This is a genomic window from Pseudomonas sp. K8 (assembly GCF_014889455.1).
GTDB lineage: Bacteria > Pseudomonadota > Gammaproteobacteria > Pseudomonadales > Pseudomonadaceae > Aquipseudomonas > Aquipseudomonas veronii.
Genome location: NZ_VJWO01000066.1, coordinates 1 through 16,238, shown reverse-complemented (window position 1 = coordinate 16,238; position 16,238 = coordinate 1). Strand labels below are relative to the sequence as shown.

15 protein-coding genes and 1 pseudogene are annotated in these 16,238 nt (G+C 61.4%); 12 read left to right on the top strand and 4 right to left on the bottom strand.

Annotated elements, in window-relative coordinates:
• The first annotated feature begins 20 nt into the window (after positions 1 to 20).
• From INT12_RS27975 to INT12_RS27940, 8 genes and pseudogenes are all read left to right on the top strand, one after another.
• The gene (locus INT12_RS27975; RefSeq protein ID WP_017845082.1) at positions 21 to 1,379 is read left to right on the top strand and encodes a glutamine synthetase family protein; all 1,359 of its coding nucleotides are present in this window, start codon (positions 21 to 23) and stop codon (positions 1,377 to 1,379) included.
• A 58-nt stretch (positions 1,380 to 1,437) separates the two neighbouring features.
• Complete coding sequence (locus INT12_RS27970) at positions 1,438 to 2,802, top strand: aspartate aminotransferase family protein (protein WP_017845081.1); 1,365 nt, start codon at positions 1,438 to 1,440, stop codon at positions 2,800 to 2,802.
• 207 nt (positions 2,803 to 3,009) lie between these two features.
• Positions 3,010 to 4,104: a polyamine ABC transporter substrate-binding protein gene (locus INT12_RS27965; protein WP_193059109.1), complete on the top strand. Its 1,095-nt coding sequence runs from the start codon at positions 3,010 to 3,012 to the stop codon at positions 4,102 to 4,104.
• A 239-nt stretch (positions 4,105 to 4,343) separates the two neighbouring features.
• The gene (locus INT12_RS27960) at positions 4,344 to 5,438 is read left to right on the top strand and encodes a polyamine ABC transporter substrate-binding protein (protein ID WP_046487885.1); all 1,095 of its coding nucleotides are present in this window, start codon (positions 4,344 to 4,346) and stop codon (positions 5,436 to 5,438) included.
• 67 nt (positions 5,439 to 5,505) lie between these two features.
• The gene (locus INT12_RS27955; protein ID WP_017845078.1) at positions 5,506 to 6,648 is read left to right on the top strand and encodes an ABC transporter ATP-binding protein; all 1,143 of its coding nucleotides are present in this window, start codon (positions 5,506 to 5,508) and stop codon (positions 6,646 to 6,648) included.
• Positions 6,645 to 7,565: an ABC transporter permease subunit gene (locus INT12_RS27950; protein ID WP_017845077.1), complete on the top strand. Its 921-nt coding sequence runs from the start codon at positions 6,645 to 6,647 to the stop codon at positions 7,563 to 7,565. Before INT12_RS27955 ends, INT12_RS27950 begins: the two co-directional genes overlap by 4 nt.
• Positions 7,562 to 8,446: an ABC transporter permease subunit gene (locus tag INT12_RS27945; protein ID WP_046381717.1), complete on the top strand. Its 885-nt coding sequence runs from the start codon at positions 7,562 to 7,564 to the stop codon at positions 8,444 to 8,446. Before INT12_RS27950 ends, INT12_RS27945 begins: the two co-directional genes overlap by 4 nt.
• Before the next feature lie 136 nt (positions 8,447 to 8,582).
• Positions 8,583 to 8,684: pseudogene (locus INT12_RS27940) on the top strand (putrescine ABC transporter permease PotI); the annotation flags it as partial.
• 180 nt (positions 8,685 to 8,864) lie between these two features.
• Here INT12_RS27940 and INT12_RS27935 read toward each other — a convergent pair.
• A complete protein-coding gene (locus INT12_RS27935; protein ID WP_193040621.1) occupies positions 8,865 to 11,219 on the bottom strand; it encodes a penicillin acylase family protein in 2,355 nt (784 codons plus the stop codon).
• Between the two features lie 31 nt (positions 11,220 to 11,250).
• Positions 11,251 to 11,826, bottom strand: coding sequence for a DUF6436 domain-containing protein (locus tag INT12_RS27930; RefSeq protein WP_046381720.1), 576 nt, complete (start codon positions 11,824 to 11,826; stop codon positions 11,251 to 11,253).
• A gap of 111 nt (positions 11,827 to 11,937) precedes the next feature.
• Here INT12_RS27930 and INT12_RS27925 point away from each other — a divergent pair, with 111 nt between their 5' ends.
• Positions 11,938 to 12,879 carry an alpha/beta hydrolase gene (locus INT12_RS27925; protein WP_017845072.1) on the top strand — a complete coding sequence of 314 codons (942 nt, stop codon included), beginning with the start codon at positions 11,938 to 11,940 and terminating at the stop codon, positions 12,877 to 12,879.
• A gap of 104 nt (positions 12,880 to 12,983) precedes the next feature.
• Here INT12_RS27925 and INT12_RS27920 read toward each other — a convergent pair whose 3' ends face one another.
• Complete coding sequence (locus INT12_RS27920; protein ID WP_017845071.1) at positions 12,984 to 13,736, bottom strand: DUF2059 domain-containing protein; 753 nt, start codon at positions 13,734 to 13,736, stop codon at positions 12,984 to 12,986.
• A gap of 131 nt (positions 13,737 to 13,867) precedes the next feature.
• Between INT12_RS27920 and INT12_RS27915 the strand changes: the two genes are divergently transcribed.
• Entirely contained in the window at positions 13,868 to 14,500 is a 633-nt protein-coding gene (locus INT12_RS27915) for a 2OG-Fe(II) oxygenase (protein WP_017845070.1), read from the top strand.
• Positions 14,501 to 14,502: 2 nt separating this feature from the next.
• Positions 14,503 to 15,003: a DUF523 domain-containing protein gene (locus INT12_RS27910; RefSeq protein WP_017845069.1), complete on the top strand. Its 501-nt coding sequence runs from the start codon at positions 14,503 to 14,505 to the stop codon at positions 15,001 to 15,003.
• Position 15,004: 1 nt separating this feature from the next.
• On the opposite strand, the gene INT12_RS27905 is transcribed toward INT12_RS27910, so the two are convergent.
• Positions 15,005 to 15,499 carry a transporter substrate-binding domain-containing protein gene (locus INT12_RS27905; RefSeq protein ID WP_017845068.1) on the bottom strand — a complete coding sequence of 165 codons (495 nt, stop codon included), beginning with the start codon at positions 15,497 to 15,499 and terminating at the stop codon, positions 15,005 to 15,007.
• A gap of 133 nt (positions 15,500 to 15,632) precedes the next feature.
• Here INT12_RS27905 and INT12_RS27900 point away from each other — a divergent pair, with 133 nt between their 5' ends.
• Positions 15,633 to 16,073, top strand: coding sequence for a DUF4399 domain-containing protein (locus INT12_RS27900; protein ID WP_026139796.1), 441 nt, complete (start codon positions 15,633 to 15,635; stop codon positions 16,071 to 16,073).
• Positions 16,074 to 16,238: the final 165 nt, after the last annotated feature.

Here is a 16,238-nt window from a genome sequence, read left to right as displayed (position 1 = left end):
AACCCAGCCCAGAGGCATTTATGAGTAACAACCTCGACCAGCTCACCGATTGGTTGAAAGACCACAAGATCACAGAAGTCGAATGCATGATTGGCGACCTCACCGGTATCACCCGGGGCAAGATCTCGCCGACCAACAAGTTCATCGCCGAGAAAGGCATGCGCCTGCCCGAGAGCGTTCTGTTGCAGACCGTGACCGGCGACTATGTCGAAGACGACATCTATTACGAATTGCTCGACCCGGCCGACATCGACATGATCTGCCGCCCCGACCAGAACGCGGTGTTCCTGGTGCCGTGGGCCATCGAGCCTACCGCCCAGGTGATCCACGATACCTACGACAAGCAAGGCAACCCGATCGAGCTGTCGCCGCGCAACGTGCTCAAGAAAGTCCTCAAACTCTACGCCGACAAAGGCTGGCAGCCGATCGTGGCGCCGGAGATGGAGTTCTACCTGACCAAGCGCTGCGAAGACCCGGACTTCCCGCTGCAACCGCCGATCGGCCGTTCCGGGCGCCCGGAAACCGGTCGGCAGTCGTTCTCTATAGAAGCGGCCAACGAATTCGACCCGCTGTTCGAGGACGTCTACGACTGGTGCGAACTGCAGGAGCTGGACCTCGACACCCTGATCCACGAGGACGGCACGGCGCAGATGGAAATCAACTTCCGTCACGGCGACGCGCTGTCCCTGGCCGACCAGATCCTGGTGTTCAAGCGCACCATGCGTGAAGCCGCGCTCAAGCACGACGTGGCCGCCACCTTCATGGCCAAGCCGATGACCGGCGAGCCCGGCAGCGCAATGCACCTGCACCAGAGCATCATCGACATCGCCACCGGCAAGAACGTCTTCTCCAATGAAGACGGGACCATGAGCCAACTGTTCCTCAACCACATTGGCGGCCTGCAGAAATTCATCCCCGAATTGCTGCCGCTGTTCGCCCCCAACGTGAACTCGTTCCGCCGCTTCCTGCCGGACACTTCGGCACCGGTGAACGTGGAGTGGGGCGAAGAAAACCGCACCGTCGGCCTGCGCGTACCGGATGCCGGCCCGCAGAACCGTCGCGTGGAAAACCGCCTGCCGGGCGCAGACGCCAACCCGTACCTGGCGATCGCCGCCAGCCTGTTGTGCGGCTACATCGGCATGGTCGAAGGGCACAACCCAAGCGCGCCGGTCGTCGGTCGTGGTTACGAGCGGCGCAACCTGCGCCTGCCGTTGACCATCGAAGACGCGCTGGAACGTATGGAAAACAGCAAGACCATCGAGAAATACCTGGGTCACAAATTCATCACTGGCTACGTCGCGGTCAAGCGGGCCGAGCATGAAAACTTCAAGCGCGTGATCAGTTCGTGGGAGCGGGAGTTCCTGCTCTTCGCCGTCTGATGCGCCGGGCGCGCCCGTTGAACGGCGCGCCCTCCACTGAAAAGTCTAGGAGATTGGTATGTCCAGCAACAACCCGCAAACCCGTGAATGGCAAGCCTTGAGCAGTGATCACCACCTGGCGCCGTTCAGCGACTTCAAGCAGTTGAAAGAGAAAGGCCCACGGATCATTACTAAAGCCCACGGTGTTTACTTGTGGGACAGCGAAGGCAACAAGATCCTCGACGGCATGGCCGGCCTGTGGTGCGTGGCGATCGGTTACGGTCGCGATGAACTGGCTGACGCCGCCGCCAAGCAGATGAAAGAACTGCCGTACTACAACCTGTTCTTCCAGACCGCCCACCCGCCGGTGCTGGAACTGGCCAAGGCGATCTCCGACGTTGCACCGGCCGGCATGAACCACGTGTTCTTCACCGGTTCCGGCTCCGAAGGCAACGACACCATGTTGCGCATGGTCCGCCACTATTGGGCGATCAAGGGCCAGCCGAACAAGAAAATCATCATCAGCCGCAAGAATGGCTACCACGGCTCCACCGTGGCCGGCGCCAGCCTCGGCGGCATGACTTATATGCATGAGCAGGGCGATCTGCCGATCCCGGGCATCGTCCACATCGCCCAGCCGTACTGGTTTGGCGAAGGCGGCGACATGAGCCCTGAAGAGTTCGGCGTGTGGGCCGCCAACCAGCTGGAAGCGAAGATTCTGGAACTGGGCGTGGACAACGTCGGTGCCTTCATTGCCGAGCCGATCCAGGGCGCCGGTGGCGTGATCGTGCCGCCGGACAGCTACTGGCCGCGCATCAAGGAAATCCTCGCCAAGTACGACATCCTGTTCGTCGCCGACGAGGTGATCTGCGGTTTCGGCCGTACCGGCGAGTGGTTCGGCAGCGATTTCTACGACCTCAAGCCCGACATGATGACCATCGCCAAGGGCCTGACCTCGGGCTACATCCCGATGGGTGGCCTGATCGTGCGCGACGAGGTGGTGGCGGTGCTGAATGAAGGCGGCGATTTCAACCACGGCTTCACCTACTCCGGTCACCCGGTGGCCGCGGCGGTCGCCCTGGAAAACATCCGCATCATGCGCGATGAACAAATTATTAAGCGTGTGCATGATGAAACGGCACCGTATTTGCAGAAACGTCTGAGGGAGCTGGCTGATCATCCGTTGGTGGGTGAAGTGCGTGGTGTCGGCATGCTCGGTGCGATTGAACTGGTTCAGGACAAAGCGACGCGCAAGCGTTACGAAGGCCGCGGTGTTGGCATGATCTGCCGAACCTTCTGCTTCGAGAATGGCCTGATCATGCGCGCCGTGGGTGACACCATGATCATTTCGCCGCCGCTGGTGATCAGCAAGACCGAAATCGACGAGCTGGTGACCAAGGCTCGTCATTGCCTGGACCTGACTTTGGCGGCATTGCAGGGCTAAGTGCTAGGCTCAGAACGCAGTGACTCTCGGGCGCTGCGTTCGGGCAGTTATAAATGTGGGGGGTTAGTTGAAAGCCAGCCCCCTAACTTGCCAGACTGTAGTCCTGTTTTGCTGCCCTTCGACGGGCTGCCGAACAGCTGTATATCGATGAAGCATGCTGCGGCCCAAAAAAGAAAATTGGAGCATCACCAAATGAAGGCATTAGGTTTGAAGAACGCTGGCAAGACCCTCCTCGCGTTGTCCCTGATGGGCGCAATGGCGGGCGCGGCCCAGGCAGACGATAAAGTGCTGCACATCTATAACTGGTCCGACTACATTGCTCCGGACACCATCGCCAACTTTGAAAAAGAGTCGGGCATCAAAGTGGTGTACGACGTATTCGACAGCAACGAGACCCTTGAAGCCAAGTTGCTGGCAGGCAAGTCCGGTTACGACATCGTCGTACCGTCGAACAACTTCCTCGCCAAGCAGATCAAGGCCGGCGTCTACCAGGAGCTGGACAAGTCCAAGCTGTCCAACTACGAAAACCTGAACACATCGCTGCTCAAGGCCGTGTCGGTCAGCGACCCGGACAACAAGCACGCTTTCCCGTACATGTGGGGTTCGATCGGCATCGGTTACAACCCGGAGAAGGTCAAGGCCGCGCTGGGCGTCGACAAGATCGATTCGTGGGACATCCTGCTCAAGCCGGAAAACATCGCCAAGCTCAAGAGCTGCGGTGTGAGCTTCCTCGATTCGCCAACCGAAATGCTGCCGATCGCGCTGCATTACCTGGGCCTGCCGACCGACAGCCAGAAGAAAGCCGACCTCAAGCAAGCTGAAGACCTGTTCCTGAAGATCCGTCCTTCGATCGGCTACTTCCACTCGTCCAAGTACATCTCCGACCTGGCCAACGGCAACATCTGCGTAGCCGTGGGTTACTCGGGTGACATCCAGCAGGCCAAATCCCGCGCGGCTGAAGCCGGTGGCAAGGTCAAAGTGGCGTATGACATTCCGAAGGAAGGCGCCGGCAGTTTCTATGACATGGTCGCCATCCCTAAAGATGCCGAAAACGTCGAAGCGGCCTACAAGTTCATGAACTACCTGCTCGAGCCGAAAGTCATGGCTGCGATCACCAACAGCGTGCGTTGCCCGAACGGTAACGAGAAAGCCACCGCATTGGTCGACAAAGACATCACCAGCGACCCAGGCATCTACCCGCCAGCGGACGTGCAAGCCAAGCTGTATGCCATTGCCGACTTGCCGGCAGCGACTCAGCGTGAAATGACCCGTAGCTGGACCAAAATCAAATCCGGTAAGTAAGCGAGGTAACCTGTAGGAGCGAGCTTGCTCGCGAAAATCCTCAACGATAACGCAGCGCCTCTGGTCGCCCGCGTTGCCTGTGAGTTCTTCGCGAGCAAGCTCGCTCCTACAAAGAGCGGTAGCCGTACAGTAATTAAATGACAGAAAGTTTTGCCGGATCGGTTTATCGAGGGTAAGTTGCGCGCCGGTTTTGTTGCCGGGCAACAACTTTGGGCCCAACTATTTAAGAGGACCTCCACTTGCCATTTTCTTTATTTCGCCAAGCCTTGCTGGTAGGTGCAGGTATCACGCTGGCTGTCAGCGTGCAGGCCGCATCGACTGTGCATGTTTATAACTGGTCGGACTACATCGGCCCCGACACCCTGGCCAACTTTGAAAAGGCCTCCGGTATCAAGCCTGTGTATGACGTGTTTGATTCCAACGAAACCCTGGAAGGCAAGTTGCTGGCCGGACGTACCGGTTACGACGTGGTGGTGCCGTCCAATCACTTCCTTGGCAAACAGATCAAGGCCGGGGCGTTCCAGAAGCTCGACAAGTCGTTGCTGACTCACTACGCCAACCTCGACCCGGCGCTGCTCAAGCGCCTGGAAAAGAACGACCCGGGCAACCAATACGCCGTGCCGTACCTGTGGGGCACCAACGGCATCGGTTACAACGTCGATAAAGTCAAAGAAGTGCTGGGCGTCGACAAGATCGACTCCTGGGCCGTGCTGTTCGAGCCGGAAAACATGAAGAAGCTCGCGACGTGCGGCGTGTCCTTCATGGACTCGGCAGATGAAATGCTGCCGGCGGTGCTCAACTATATGGGCCTGAACCCCAACAGCGAGAACCCCGAAGACTACAAGAAGGCCGAAGCGAAACTGCTGAAAGTGCGGCCTTATGTGACCTACTTCCATTCTTCCAAATACATCTCCGACCTGGCCAACGGCAACATCTGCGTGGCGGCCGGGTTCTCCGGCGATGTGTTCCAGGCCAAGGCCCGCGCAGCCGAGGCGGGCAAGGGCGTGAACATCGCCTACGCGATTCCGAAAGAAGGCGGCAACCTGTGGTTTGACGTGCTGGCGATCCCCAAGGACGCGGCCAACGTTAAAGAAGCCCACGCCTTCATCAACTATTTACTGCAACCTGAGGTTATCGCTCAGGTCAGTGATTACGTCGGTTATGCCAACCCTAACCCAGGGGCGGACGCACTGATGGAGCAATCGATACGCACCGACGAAGCGGTTTACCCACCGCAGGCGGTTCTCGACCGGACATTTGTCAACTTCGAGCTACCCCCGAAAGTGCAGCGTTTAATGACCCGTAGCTGGACCAAGGTCAAGACGGGCAAGTAAGGCTCAAACTATCCTGGGTTCGCCCGCGTCGGGCGAACTGCACTCTTTTTTTTTGGGAGTTTCGTAAATGGCAGTTGCCTCCGGCGCCTATAAGAAAGCCCTCGAGGGCGACCAGACACCGAAAAAGGTGCTGGTCAAAATCGACCGGGTCACGAAGAAGTTCGACGAGACGATTGCCGTGGACGATGTGTCCCTGGAAATCAAGAAAGGCGAGATCTTCGCCTTGCTCGGCGGTTCGGGTTCGGGCAAATCCACCTTGTTGCGCATGCTCGCAGGTTTCGAGCGCCCAACCGAGGGTCGCATTTACCTCGACGGTGTGGACATCACCGACATGCCGCCCTACGAGCGGCCGATCAACATGATGTTCCAGTCCTACGCGCTGTTCCCGCACATGACCGTGGCGCAGAACATCGCGTTTGGCCTGCAACAGGACAAGATCCCCAAGGCCGAAGTCGACGCCCGCGTGGCCGAGATGCTCAAGCTGGTGCAGATGAGCCAGTACGCCAAGCGCAAGCCGCACCAGTTGTCCGGTGGCCAGCGCCAGCGTGTGGCCCTGGCCCGTTCCCTGGCCAAGCGCCCGAAACTGCTGCTGCTCGATGAGCCGATGGGGGCGCTGGACAAGAAACTGCGTTCGCAGATGCAGCTGGAACTGGTGGAAATCATCGAGCGCGTCGGCGTGACCTGCGTGATGGTGACCCACGACCAGGAAGAGGCCATGACCATGGCCGAGCGCATCGCGATCATGCACCTGGGCTGGATCGCGCAGATCGGCAGCCCGGTCGACATCTACGAGACGCCGACCAGCCGCCTGGTGTGCGAGTTCATCGGCAACGTCAACATCTTCGACACCCAGGTGGTCGACGACGCCGAAGGCCACGCAGTGCTCAAGTGCCCGGACCTGGACCGCGACATCTACGTCGGCTACGGCATCGCCACCTCGGTGGAAGACAAGTCGGTGACCTACGCCATCCGCCCGGAAAAACTGCTGGTCACCACCCAAATGCCGACCTGCGAGCACAACTGGTCCAGCGGCAAGGTCCACGACATCGCCTACCTCGGCGGCCACTCGGTGTTCTACGTCGAGTTGCCGAGCGGCAAGCTCGTGCAATCCTTCGTCGCCAACGCCGAACGCCGTGGCCAGCGCCCAACCTGGGGTGATCAGGTGTACGTGTGGTGGGAAGACGACAGCGGCGTGGTACTTCGCTCATGAACATGAAAAAATTCAAGCGCCAGCTGCAACGAATAACCCCCGGTGGCCGGCATGTGGTCATCGGGATCCCTTTCCTCTGGCTGTTCCTGTTCTTCATGCTGCCGTTCTTCATCGTCCTGAAGATCAGCTTTGCCGAAGCCGACGTGGCGATCCCGCCTTACACCGAGATCTACACCTTCGTTGAGCAGAAGCTGCAACTGGTGCTGAACCTGGCCAACTACGCGATGCTCGGCGACGATGAGTTGTACATCGCCGCGTACCTGGGCTCGCTGAAGATGGCGTTCTTCAGCACGCTGCTGTGCCTGTTGATCGGCTACCCGATGGCCTACGCGATTGCCAGTGCGCGTAAAGAGATGCAGACCGTGCTGGTGCTGCTGATCATGATGCCGACCTGGACCGCGATCCTGATCCGCGTGTACGCGTGGATGGGCATCCTCAGCAACAACGGCTTGCTCAACAGCTTCCTGATGTATATCGGGCTGATCAACGAGCCGCTGCAGATCCTCAACACCAACATCGCGGTGTATATCGGCGTGGTCTATTCGTATCTGCCGTTCATGATCCTGCCGCTGTACGCCAACCTGGTGAAACACGACCAGAGTCTGCTGGAGGCTGCCTCGGACCTGGGGTCGAGCACCTTCAACAGCTTCTGGAAGATCACCGTGCCGCTGTCCAAGAACGGCATCATCGCCGGTTGCATGCTGGTCTTCATCCCTGTGGTGGGCGAGTTCGTGATCCCGGAACTGCTCGGCGGCCCGGAAACCCTGATGATCGGTAAAGTGTTGTGGCAAGAATTCTTCAACAACCGTGACTGGCCGGTGGCTTCTGCCCTGGCGGTGGTGATGCTGGCGATCCTGATCGTGCCGATCATCCTGTTCAACCGCAGCCAAGCCAAAGAGATGGAGGGCAAGATATGAAGCGCGTCAGTTTCTCAAGCTTCATGCTGGTGGCGGGGTTGTTGTTCATCTACCTGCCGATGTTGATCCTGGTGATCTACTCGTTCAACGAATCCAAGCTGGTGACGGTGTGGGGCGGTTGGTCGATCAAGTGGTACGTGGGCCTGCTGGACAACACCCAGTTGATGGGCTCGGTGGCGCGTTCCCTGGAAATCGCCTGCTACACGGCCATCGCGGCCGTGGCGCTGGGTACGCTGGCGGCGTTCGTGCTGACGCGCATCAGCCAGTTCAAGGGCCGCACGCTGTTCGGCGGCCTGGTGACCGCGCCGTTGGTCATGCCCGAGGTGATCACCGGTCTGTCGCTGTTGCTGCTGTTCGTGGCCATGGCGCAGATGATCGGTTGGCCCCAGGAGCGTGGCATCGTCACCATCTGGATCGCCCACACTACGTTCTGCGCGGCGTATGTGGCGGTGGTGGTGTCGGCGCGCTTGCGTGAGCTGGACCTGTCGATCGAAGAAGCGGCGATGGACCTGGGCGCGCGGCCGTGGAAGGTGTTCTTCCTGATCACCATCCCGATGATCGCGCCGTCGTTGGCGGCGGGTGGGATGATGTCCTTCGCGCTGTCCCTCGATGACCTGGTACTCGCCAGCTTTGTGTCGGGCCCGGGTTCGACCACCTTGCCGATGGAAGTCTTCTCGGCGGTGCGCCTGGGGGTCAAACCGGAGATCAACGCCGTGGCCAGCCTGATTCTGCTGGCGGTGTCGTTGGTGACTTTCCTGGTGTGGTTCTTCAGCCGACGTGCCGAAGAGATGCGCAAGAAGGCGATCCAACAAGCGATCGAAGAAGCGGCCGCCGATGGCTGGCAGCAGCCGGACAAGCGTCGGGCGCCTGCGCCGGTCTAACGGCCGACACGGTGCAAATGTGGGAGGGGGCTTGCCCCCGATAGCAGAGTGTCAGTCACTGAAGCTGTGACTGATCCACCGCCATCGGGGGCAAGCCCCCTCCCACATTTTGACCGCGTTCCAGGTTGATCAGGCCGTCACCATCTGGATCGCCCACACCACGTTCTGCGCGGCGTATGTGGCGGTGGTGGTGTCGGCGCGCTTGCGCGAGCTGGACCTGTCGATCGAAGAAGCGGCCAGCCGATGGCTGGCAGCAGCCGGACAAACGTCGGGCGCCTGCGCCGGTCTAATGGCCGACACGGTGCAAATGTGGGAGGGGGCTTGCCCCCGATAGCAGAGTGTCAGTCACTGAAGCTGTGACTGATCCACCGCCATCGGGGGCAAGCCCCCTCCCACATTTTGACCGCGTTCCAGGCGGTCAGCGGGCTGGCAGCAGCTTCAGCGTACCGCGCGTATTGGCCGTGACTTCCTCATCGCTGAAATGCGCCTGCTCGTAGCCGCCCTCGATATACGTTTCCGCCTGGTCCCCATAGTGCTTGTCGAACGGCACACCGCTTTGCCCCACCGGGTTGATGGTCAGCGCGTGGGGCACGTCGGCGAAGTCGATCAGGCGCCGGGTCGACGGGCCGTAGGTCACCGGCCATGGTGCCGGGCCGATATTGGCTGACTGGTTGTTCGGCACTTCGTGGCTGCCCGGGGCGGGGAAGGGGCCGACGTTGACGATCCGGTCCAGCGGTTTCTGCGAGCCCAGCGGGTGGCCGTGGGTCAGCGTATGGGCCTTGCCCCACTGCCATTGGCCCGGGTCATCGCCGAAGGTGGCCTTGAGGTGCGCGAGGCTGTTGTCCCAGGCGAGCTTGACGGTGTCGGCACGCTTGCCGTTCCACCAGGGCGAATCCGGGCTCGCGGCCAGGCGGGGCAACGCCGCATCGATCACCCGCGTGCTGAGCAGGGTCTTGAACATGGCGTCGCCGAGTTTCGGGTGGAAGGCCGCGTCAGCCAGGTTGAACAGGAACTGGTTGAACAGCGTGGCGCTGGTGGAGTCCAGCGGATAATCGCCTTTCCAGGCCGCCAGTTGCTCCACCAGCTGCAACTGCGCCGGGTCTTTGACCACCTCGCGCAGCACCGGCAACAGCGGTGCCAGCAAGCGCGGGCCGAAGGCGGTGGTGGTGCCCAGTTGCAGGGCCTGGCTGTTGTTCACGTCCCACTTCACGCGCTTGTCGCTCAACTGCGCGTTCAACTGCTGGCCACGGTCGGCCAGGTTGTAATAGCCGGGGATCTCCATGCCGCTGGGCGACACCGGCTGTGCATTGGCCGACACCACATAGCCACGCGCCGGGTTTTCTTCCTGGGGGTTGGCGCTGAACGGGTAGAAGCCCAGCTTGTCGGCCTGGGCCGTGCTGCCGTCGAGGATAAACCCGGGGTTGACGCCGGCCGGGCGGATCGGCAACTGCGCCGCCGCCCACCAGCCGATATCGCCCTGGGCATTCGCCCACACAATGTTCAGCCCCGGCGCCGACACCTTGGCTGCCGCGGCACGGGCCTTGGCCAGGGTGTCGGCGCGGTTGAGCTGGTAGAACCCTTCGAGGATCGGGTTCTGGGTGTCGAGGAACGCCCACCACATCGCGATCGGCGTCTTGCCGGCGTTCTCGCCGAGCACGTCATTGATGATCGGGCCGTGGGGCGATTGGCGCAGGGTCAAGGTGACCGGTGCCTGGCCCTTGACCGCGATCTGTTGCTCGCTGCGGGTCATGTCGACCCATTGGCCGTGGTACCAGACCTGGTTGGCGTTGTCCGGATTGACCTGCTCGGCGATCAGGTCGAGGTCGTCGTTCTGGAACATGGTCAGGCTCCAGCCGAAATCCAGGTTGTGCCCCAGGAACGCCACCGGCACCAGCGCGTTGTGATAGCCATACAACTCAAAGCCCGGCGCCGACAGCTGCGCCTCGTACCACACCGACGGCACCGAGAAGCGGATATGCGGGTCACCCGCCAGCAACGGCTTGCCGCTCTGGGTGCGGCTGCCGCTGATCGCCCAGGCGTTGCTGCCTTCGAACTGCGGCAAGCCGTTGTCGGCCAGGGCCTGTTCACTCAGGGCCGCGATGGCGCCGAGGTTTTGCCAGTCGCTGGCGGCCAGGTTGAGCGCGCCCTTGGGTTGCCAGGCGAGGTCGAACACGTTCAGGTAATCGCTGCCCAATTGGTCGCGTACATAGGTCAGCAATGGCTCGGTACGAAACGCCGCAGCAAAGCTGTAGGCCATATACCCGGCGACGCTGATGGTGTCCTCGGCGGTAAACGGCCGCTTGGGGATGCCCAGCACATCGAACTCCATCGGGCTGGCGTGGTTGTCCTGATACTGGTTGATCCCGTCCAGATAGGCTTGCAGGGCCTTCCAGTGCGCCGACTCGTGGTCCAACTGCGCCACATAAGTGGCGGAGCGCTCGCGAATGCGCAGGCTGCGGAACAGTTTGTCGGTGTCCAGCAGCTTGGGGCCGAGCACTTCGGCCAATTCGCCGCGCGCCAGGCGTCGCATGATTTCCATCTGGAACAGCCGGTCCTGGGCATGCACGTAGCCCAGGGCGCGGTACAGGTCGGTCTCGTTCTCGGCGCGGATATGCGGCACGCCACGCTCGTCGTAGCGCACCGTGACCGAACCTTGCAGGTTCGCCAGCGTCACGGCGCCCTGGCGGGTGGGTTGCTTGCTGTAGACGTACCAGCCGGCACCGACGGCGACCAGCGCCAGCAGCACCGCGAGAACCTGCAAGAGGCGCTTCATGAACATTCCTTACCAAGAGTGGGGCGACGGGCTACGAACCGGTTGGCCACGAACAATAGCAGCCCACCGCCAGGGTGTGAGTGGCATTCACTGCGCGGCCTGCTGCAAGGGCCTTGAGGATCGGCTCGATGAAACTGTTGCTGGCGTTGCACGTCAGCCCTTCGCTGTAGGGCCCGAAATACGCGAGCTTGCCGCTGCGGTCCCAGATCGCCACGGCCGGGGTCGCGGGTATCTGATCGGCGCCGGGCAGGCTGCTGAGGATTTTCATCTGGCGCAGGTTGTCGGGCAACTGGCCGTGGCTGCCGGGTTTCTGCAGGGCGTAGAACTCGACGCCCTGGGGCGCGTAGTGCTCGATCAATTCGCCGAGGTGCTGCTGGTTGCCGACGTTGCACGGGCAGGCCGGGTCCCAGAAATGCACGAGGCGGATTGGGCCGGGGCCCGCGAGGTCGTCGGGCAGGCGTAGGGCGTCGCCGGAAAACACCGCCGTGTGTTCGCTGAAGGCACGCAGGTAGCGGCCTTGGAACCAGTCATACGCCGCCCATAACACGCCGGCGCAGAGGATCAGCAGCAGGCTGGCGAACAGGGTGGTGCGGTAGGGCTGTCGCATTCAGATCAATCCTCGAAGGACGCGTAGCTTGCCATGCTTGCCCCGACAGATGAATATCGCAGCTCGATATTCCTCTGCGCAGCGCGTGAAGCCCCAAGTCTGGAACCTCTTATGCCCGTCACCTTTGACCCCGATCACCTGCGCGACAGCTTGCGGCCCCTGGTGGATGCACAGCCGCTCAGCGCCGAGGCGCGGGTCTACCAGCGTTTCTATGGGCTGGACCTGCGCGCGCGCCAGGTGCCGGCGGTGAGCCGCCTTGGCCGGTTCGAGGTCGATGGGTTCGCGGTGGTCGCCCAGGTGTGGTGGCCGCCGGTGCCGGTGGCGACGATGTTCATGTTCCACGGGTTCTACGACCATATGGGGCTGTACCGCCACGTCGTCGACTGGGCGCTGGACCAGGGTTTCGTGGTGATCGCCTGCGACCTGCCGGGCCATGGCTTGTCCAGCGGCGCGCGGGCCAGTATCGATGATTTTGCGGTGTACCAAGACGTGGTGCAGGCGCTGTTCGCCCAGGCCGAAGCGCTGCACCTGCCCCGGCCCTGGCATCTGTTCGGGCAAAGCACCGGCGGCGCGGTGGTGGTGGATCACTTGCTCAACCATGGCGCCGACAGCCCGGCCCAGGGTAAGACTTTTCTGCTTTCACCCTTGGTGCGTCCGCGTGGGTGGGGCTGGTCGCAGGTCAGCTATTACCTGCTGCGGCCGTTCGTCAAAGGCATCGCCCGACGGTTCAGCGAAAACACCAATGACCCGGCCTTCAAGCCGTTCCTCGAAGCCGACCCCTTGCAGCCGCGCCAATTGCCGACCGCCTGGGTCGGGGCACTGGCGCGCTGGATCAGGCAAATCGAAGCCGCACCGCGCAGCCCGCGGCGGCCGCTGATTGTGCAGGGCGAAGAGGATATGACGGTGGATTGGCAGCACAACCTGCAGGTGCTGCGGGGCAAGTTCGATCAGCCGGAGGTGTTGATGCTCAAGCGCGGCCGGCATCACTTGGCCAATGAGATCCCGGAGATCCGCAATGAGTACTTCAAGTACCTCACCGACCACCTGAAATAACACAGTACAAATGTGGGAGGGGGCTTGCCCCCGATAGCAGGGTGTCAGTCAGCACATCTGATACTGACCCACCGCTATCGGGGGCAAGCCCCCTCCCACATTTTTTACTGCGCCAGGCTTGAGGTGCTTTGACCGACCGCCAAGCCTGCGCGGACCGCTGCCAACGCCGCCTGGTAATACGCCTTCCCCTGCGGCGACTCGGCAAACGTAGCGAATTCTTCCAGTTCCGGGTCGGACAAATCCCGATAGACGTACAGCAACGTGTTGTTCAGGTCATTGCCGATCTGTTGCATCAGCCGTTCGCGTTGTCCATCCAGCATGCCCTGGGCCTGGCCGCCGCCCAACAGGCCGGGGATCATCTGGCTCAAGCTGTCGGCCGCCACGCCGGCGATCGCCAGGCTGACTTCGGCGCCGGCTTCGCGGGCAGGCAGGGCCTGGGCCAGGTGGCCGATGATCAGGCTGCGGGTGGCGTCGGCTTCGATGTGCGGCAGGCCTTGGGCATTTTTTGCCAGCTGGTCGCGGCGGGTGGCCAGCAGTTCGGCGGCGACAATCTTGCGCCCCAGCGGCGACTGGAAAAACGCCAGGGCCGGTGCCGGGTCCGCCAGGTGCTTGCGCAGCTGGGCTTCGGCGCGCCGGTCCACGGCCTGGGCGGCGAAGCGCTTGTTGCTGTTGTCGACCAGCGCCTGGTACACCGCCGGCGGCAGGCTGTTGCGGTAGCGTTGCTGGGCGGCACTGAGGGCGTCATTGAAATGCGCGCGTTGTTCGGCCCAGCCGGCGACCTTGTACAACTGGTCATGGCCGTCTGCCCAAGCGGGCAAAACGCAGAACATCAGCAAGGAAAAAAACAAACGACGCATATGGACTCCTGTCAGTCGGCCACTATTGTCCGTGTCGGGCGTAGGATTTGTCGAGAAGTCCTATCAGTCACCTGGCTAAAGTGCGTTCAGACGCTCAGCGGCTCTGTCGGATTCACAGGCGTATGGATACTATGCGCGCCATGCAAATATCCCACGATCACCCATTGCTGCAACGCATTGTCGACGACCTGGCCGAAAAGGGCTGGTCGCAGCAAAACAGCTTCCTGCCCCAGGCTCTGACCCTGGAACTGGCGGCTGAGTGCCGTAAACGTGCGGCTGAAGGTGAGCTGGCCCCGGCGGCGGTCGGGCGCGGGCCGGCCCAGGAGATTCGCGAGGGTATTCGTGGCGACCATATCCAGTGGCTGGAGGAGGGCGACGCCGTCGTCTGCGACCGCTATATGACGGTGATGGACAGCCTGCGCCTGGCGATAAACCGCAGCTTGTTCCTCGGCCTGGAAGATTTTGAAAGCCACTTCGCGATGTACCCGCCGGGGGCGTTTTACCTCAGGCACCTGGACCGGTTTCGCGACGACGACCGGCGCACGGTCTCGGCGGTGATCTACTTGAACGACGAGTGGCTGCCGGAACACGGCGGCCAGTTGCGCATGTACCTCAAGGACGGCGTCGAACTCGACGTAGTGCCCAGCGGAGGTTGCCTGGTGGTGTTCCTGTCCGGCGAAGTACCCCACGAAGTGCTGCCCGCTACCCGCGAGCGCCTGTCGCTGACCGGCTGGTTTCGCCGGCGCGGTAACGAGCCGTTTTAAGCATGGAAAAAATTCTCGTCAGCCGCTGTCTGCTCGGGCACAAAGTGCGCTACGACGGCGGCGCCAGCGGGCCGTTCGATCAACTGGCGGCATGGCAGGCCGAAGGCCGCGTGGTTGCGATCTGCCCGGAAGTGGCGGGCGGTTTGCCCACGCCCAGGCCTTCCGCCGAGATTCCGGGCGGGCAGGGTATCGACGTGTGGGAGGGCCGCGCCCAGGTGCTGACCGCCGCGGGCGAGGACTTCAGCGCCGCCTTCCTCGACGGCGCCCGCCAGGCGTTGGCGCTGGTGCAGCGCCACAATATCCGTATCGCCGTGCTCAAGGCCAATAGCCCGTCCTGTGGCAATGTGCTGACCTATGACGGCACTTTCAGCGGTGTGAAGGTGAGCGGCGAAGGCGTCACGGCGGCGCTGCTCAAGCGCCATGGGGTGTGGGTGTTCAGTGAGTTGGAGTTGCTTGAGGCGGCGCAAGCCTTGGCCCGTCTCCCAAGCCCTCCCTCATTTTGATTTACTGTGCTTTGACTTCCGCCGTGTCGCTTTCGAGCCACTTCTGCCCCAGCGCCTTCAACCGGCCATCGGCTTTCACCCGTTGCAGCGCATTGTCCAGGCTTGCCTTGAACGCCGGGTTGCCCTTCTGGAATGGAATGGCCAGCGCCGGCTTGTCGCGATAAGGCTCACTGAAATCGAACTGATCCTGCAACTCGGCAGTCATAGCGATATGGTTGATGGCCACGTCGTACTTGCCGGTTGCCACGCCGGGCAGCATGTCGCTGTCGTCGGTGGTGATGAACGAGGGGCGCACATCCATCTCTTTGGCCAGTTGTTCACCGAGTTCCACTTCAAAACCGGTGAGTTTCTCGCCGTCCTTGAAGTTGAAGGGCGGGGTATTGGCCTCGAGGGCGATGCGCAGTTCACCGCGGTCAAACACATCATCAATCAATTCGGCGTGAGCCAAGGGGCTCATCAGAGGAAGCAGCAGTAACAGGCCAGGCGAAAAGCGCATGGTCACTCCTAAATAATTCGAATGTGCGAGGCGCGGTTCAGCATCGCTTTGTTATGGTGTTGAGTGCCTTGGACAGCAATTAGTCGCTAAGTTGTCATAACCCTACAAATTTCATAGAAAAGTGGAGAAGCGAATGAAAGCCCTTTTGTCTCGTGTAACGATTGCCGGCGTACTATTGGGTGCTTCGATGTTGGTGACCGCCGCAGACGGCATCCCTCGCAGCGCGCCACCTGAAAATGCCAAAGTGTTTATCGTTTCGCCGAAAGACGGCGCCACCGTCGATAAAACCTTCACCGTCAAATTCGGCATGGAAGGTCTGAAACTGGCCCCGGCCACCGACCAGACCCCAGGCACCGGCCACCATCACCTGCTGGTCGACCAGAAGGAACTGCCGGACGCCAGCGTGCCGATCCCGGCCACCGACAGCGTGATCCACTTCGGCAAGGCCCAGACCGAAACCGAGCTGACCCTGACCCCTGGCAAGCACACCTTGCAACTGGTCGCCGGCGATAAACTGCACATGCAGTTCAACCCGACTGTAGCGTCGAAAGTGATCACGGTTAACGTCAAGTAAGATTTGTTCAGACAAAAAAATGGGAGACCCTTGCGGGCTAATGCCAGTCAGTTAAGCTGACTGGCATTTTTATTTCTGATCGGATACTTCGGTGATTTCAGCCGAATCGCCCGAGGATAAACGCGCTCCTCACGTCGATGCGGCAGCACGTAGTGCGGCGCTGAA

Excerpts from the sequence above, each read along its gene's own strand:
- INT12_RS27975 (WP_017845082.1), top strand. The coding sequence starts at position 21 with ATGAGTAACAACCTCGACCAGCTCACCGATTGGTTGAAAGACCACAAG.
- INT12_RS27970 (WP_017845081.1), top strand. The coding sequence starts at position 1,438 with ATGTCCAGCAACAACCCGCAAACCCGTGAATGGCAAGCCTTGAGCAGT.
- INT12_RS27955 (WP_017845078.1), top strand. The coding sequence starts at position 5,506 with ATGGCAGTTGCCTCCGGCGCCTATAAGAAAGCCCTCGAGGGCGACCAG.
- INT12_RS27950 (WP_017845077.1), top strand. The coding sequence starts at position 6,645 with ATGAACATGAAAAAATTCAAGCGCCAGCTGCAACGAATAACCCCCGGT.
- INT12_RS27945 (WP_046381717.1), top strand. The coding sequence starts at position 7,562 with ATGAAGCGCGTCAGTTTCTCAAGCTTCATGCTGGTGGCGGGGTTGTTG.
- INT12_RS27935 (WP_193040621.1), bottom strand. The coding sequence starts at position 11,219 with ATGAAGCGCCTCTTGCAGGTTCTCGCGGTGCTGCTGGCGCTGGTCGCC.
- INT12_RS27930 (WP_046381720.1), bottom strand. The coding sequence starts at position 11,826 with ATGCGACAGCCCTACCGCACCACCCTGTTCGCCAGCCTGCTGCTGATC.
- INT12_RS27925 (WP_017845072.1), top strand. The coding sequence starts at position 11,938 with ATGCCCGTCACCTTTGACCCCGATCACCTGCGCGACAGCTTGCGGCCC.
- INT12_RS27920 (WP_017845071.1), bottom strand. The coding sequence starts at position 13,736 with ATGCGTCGTTTGTTTTTTTCCTTGCTGATGTTCTGCGTTTTGCCCGCT.
- INT12_RS27915 (WP_017845070.1), top strand. The coding sequence starts at position 13,868 with ATGCGCGCCATGCAAATATCCCACGATCACCCATTGCTGCAACGCATT.
- INT12_RS27910 (WP_017845069.1), top strand. The coding sequence starts at position 14,503 with ATGGAAAAAATTCTCGTCAGCCGCTGTCTGCTCGGGCACAAAGTGCGC.
- INT12_RS27905 (WP_017845068.1), bottom strand. The coding sequence starts at position 15,499 with ATGCGCTTTTCGCCTGGCCTGTTACTGCTGCTTCCTCTGATGAGCCCC.
- INT12_RS27900 (WP_026139796.1), top strand. The coding sequence starts at position 15,633 with ATGAAAGCCCTTTTGTCTCGTGTAACGATTGCCGGCGTACTATTGGGT.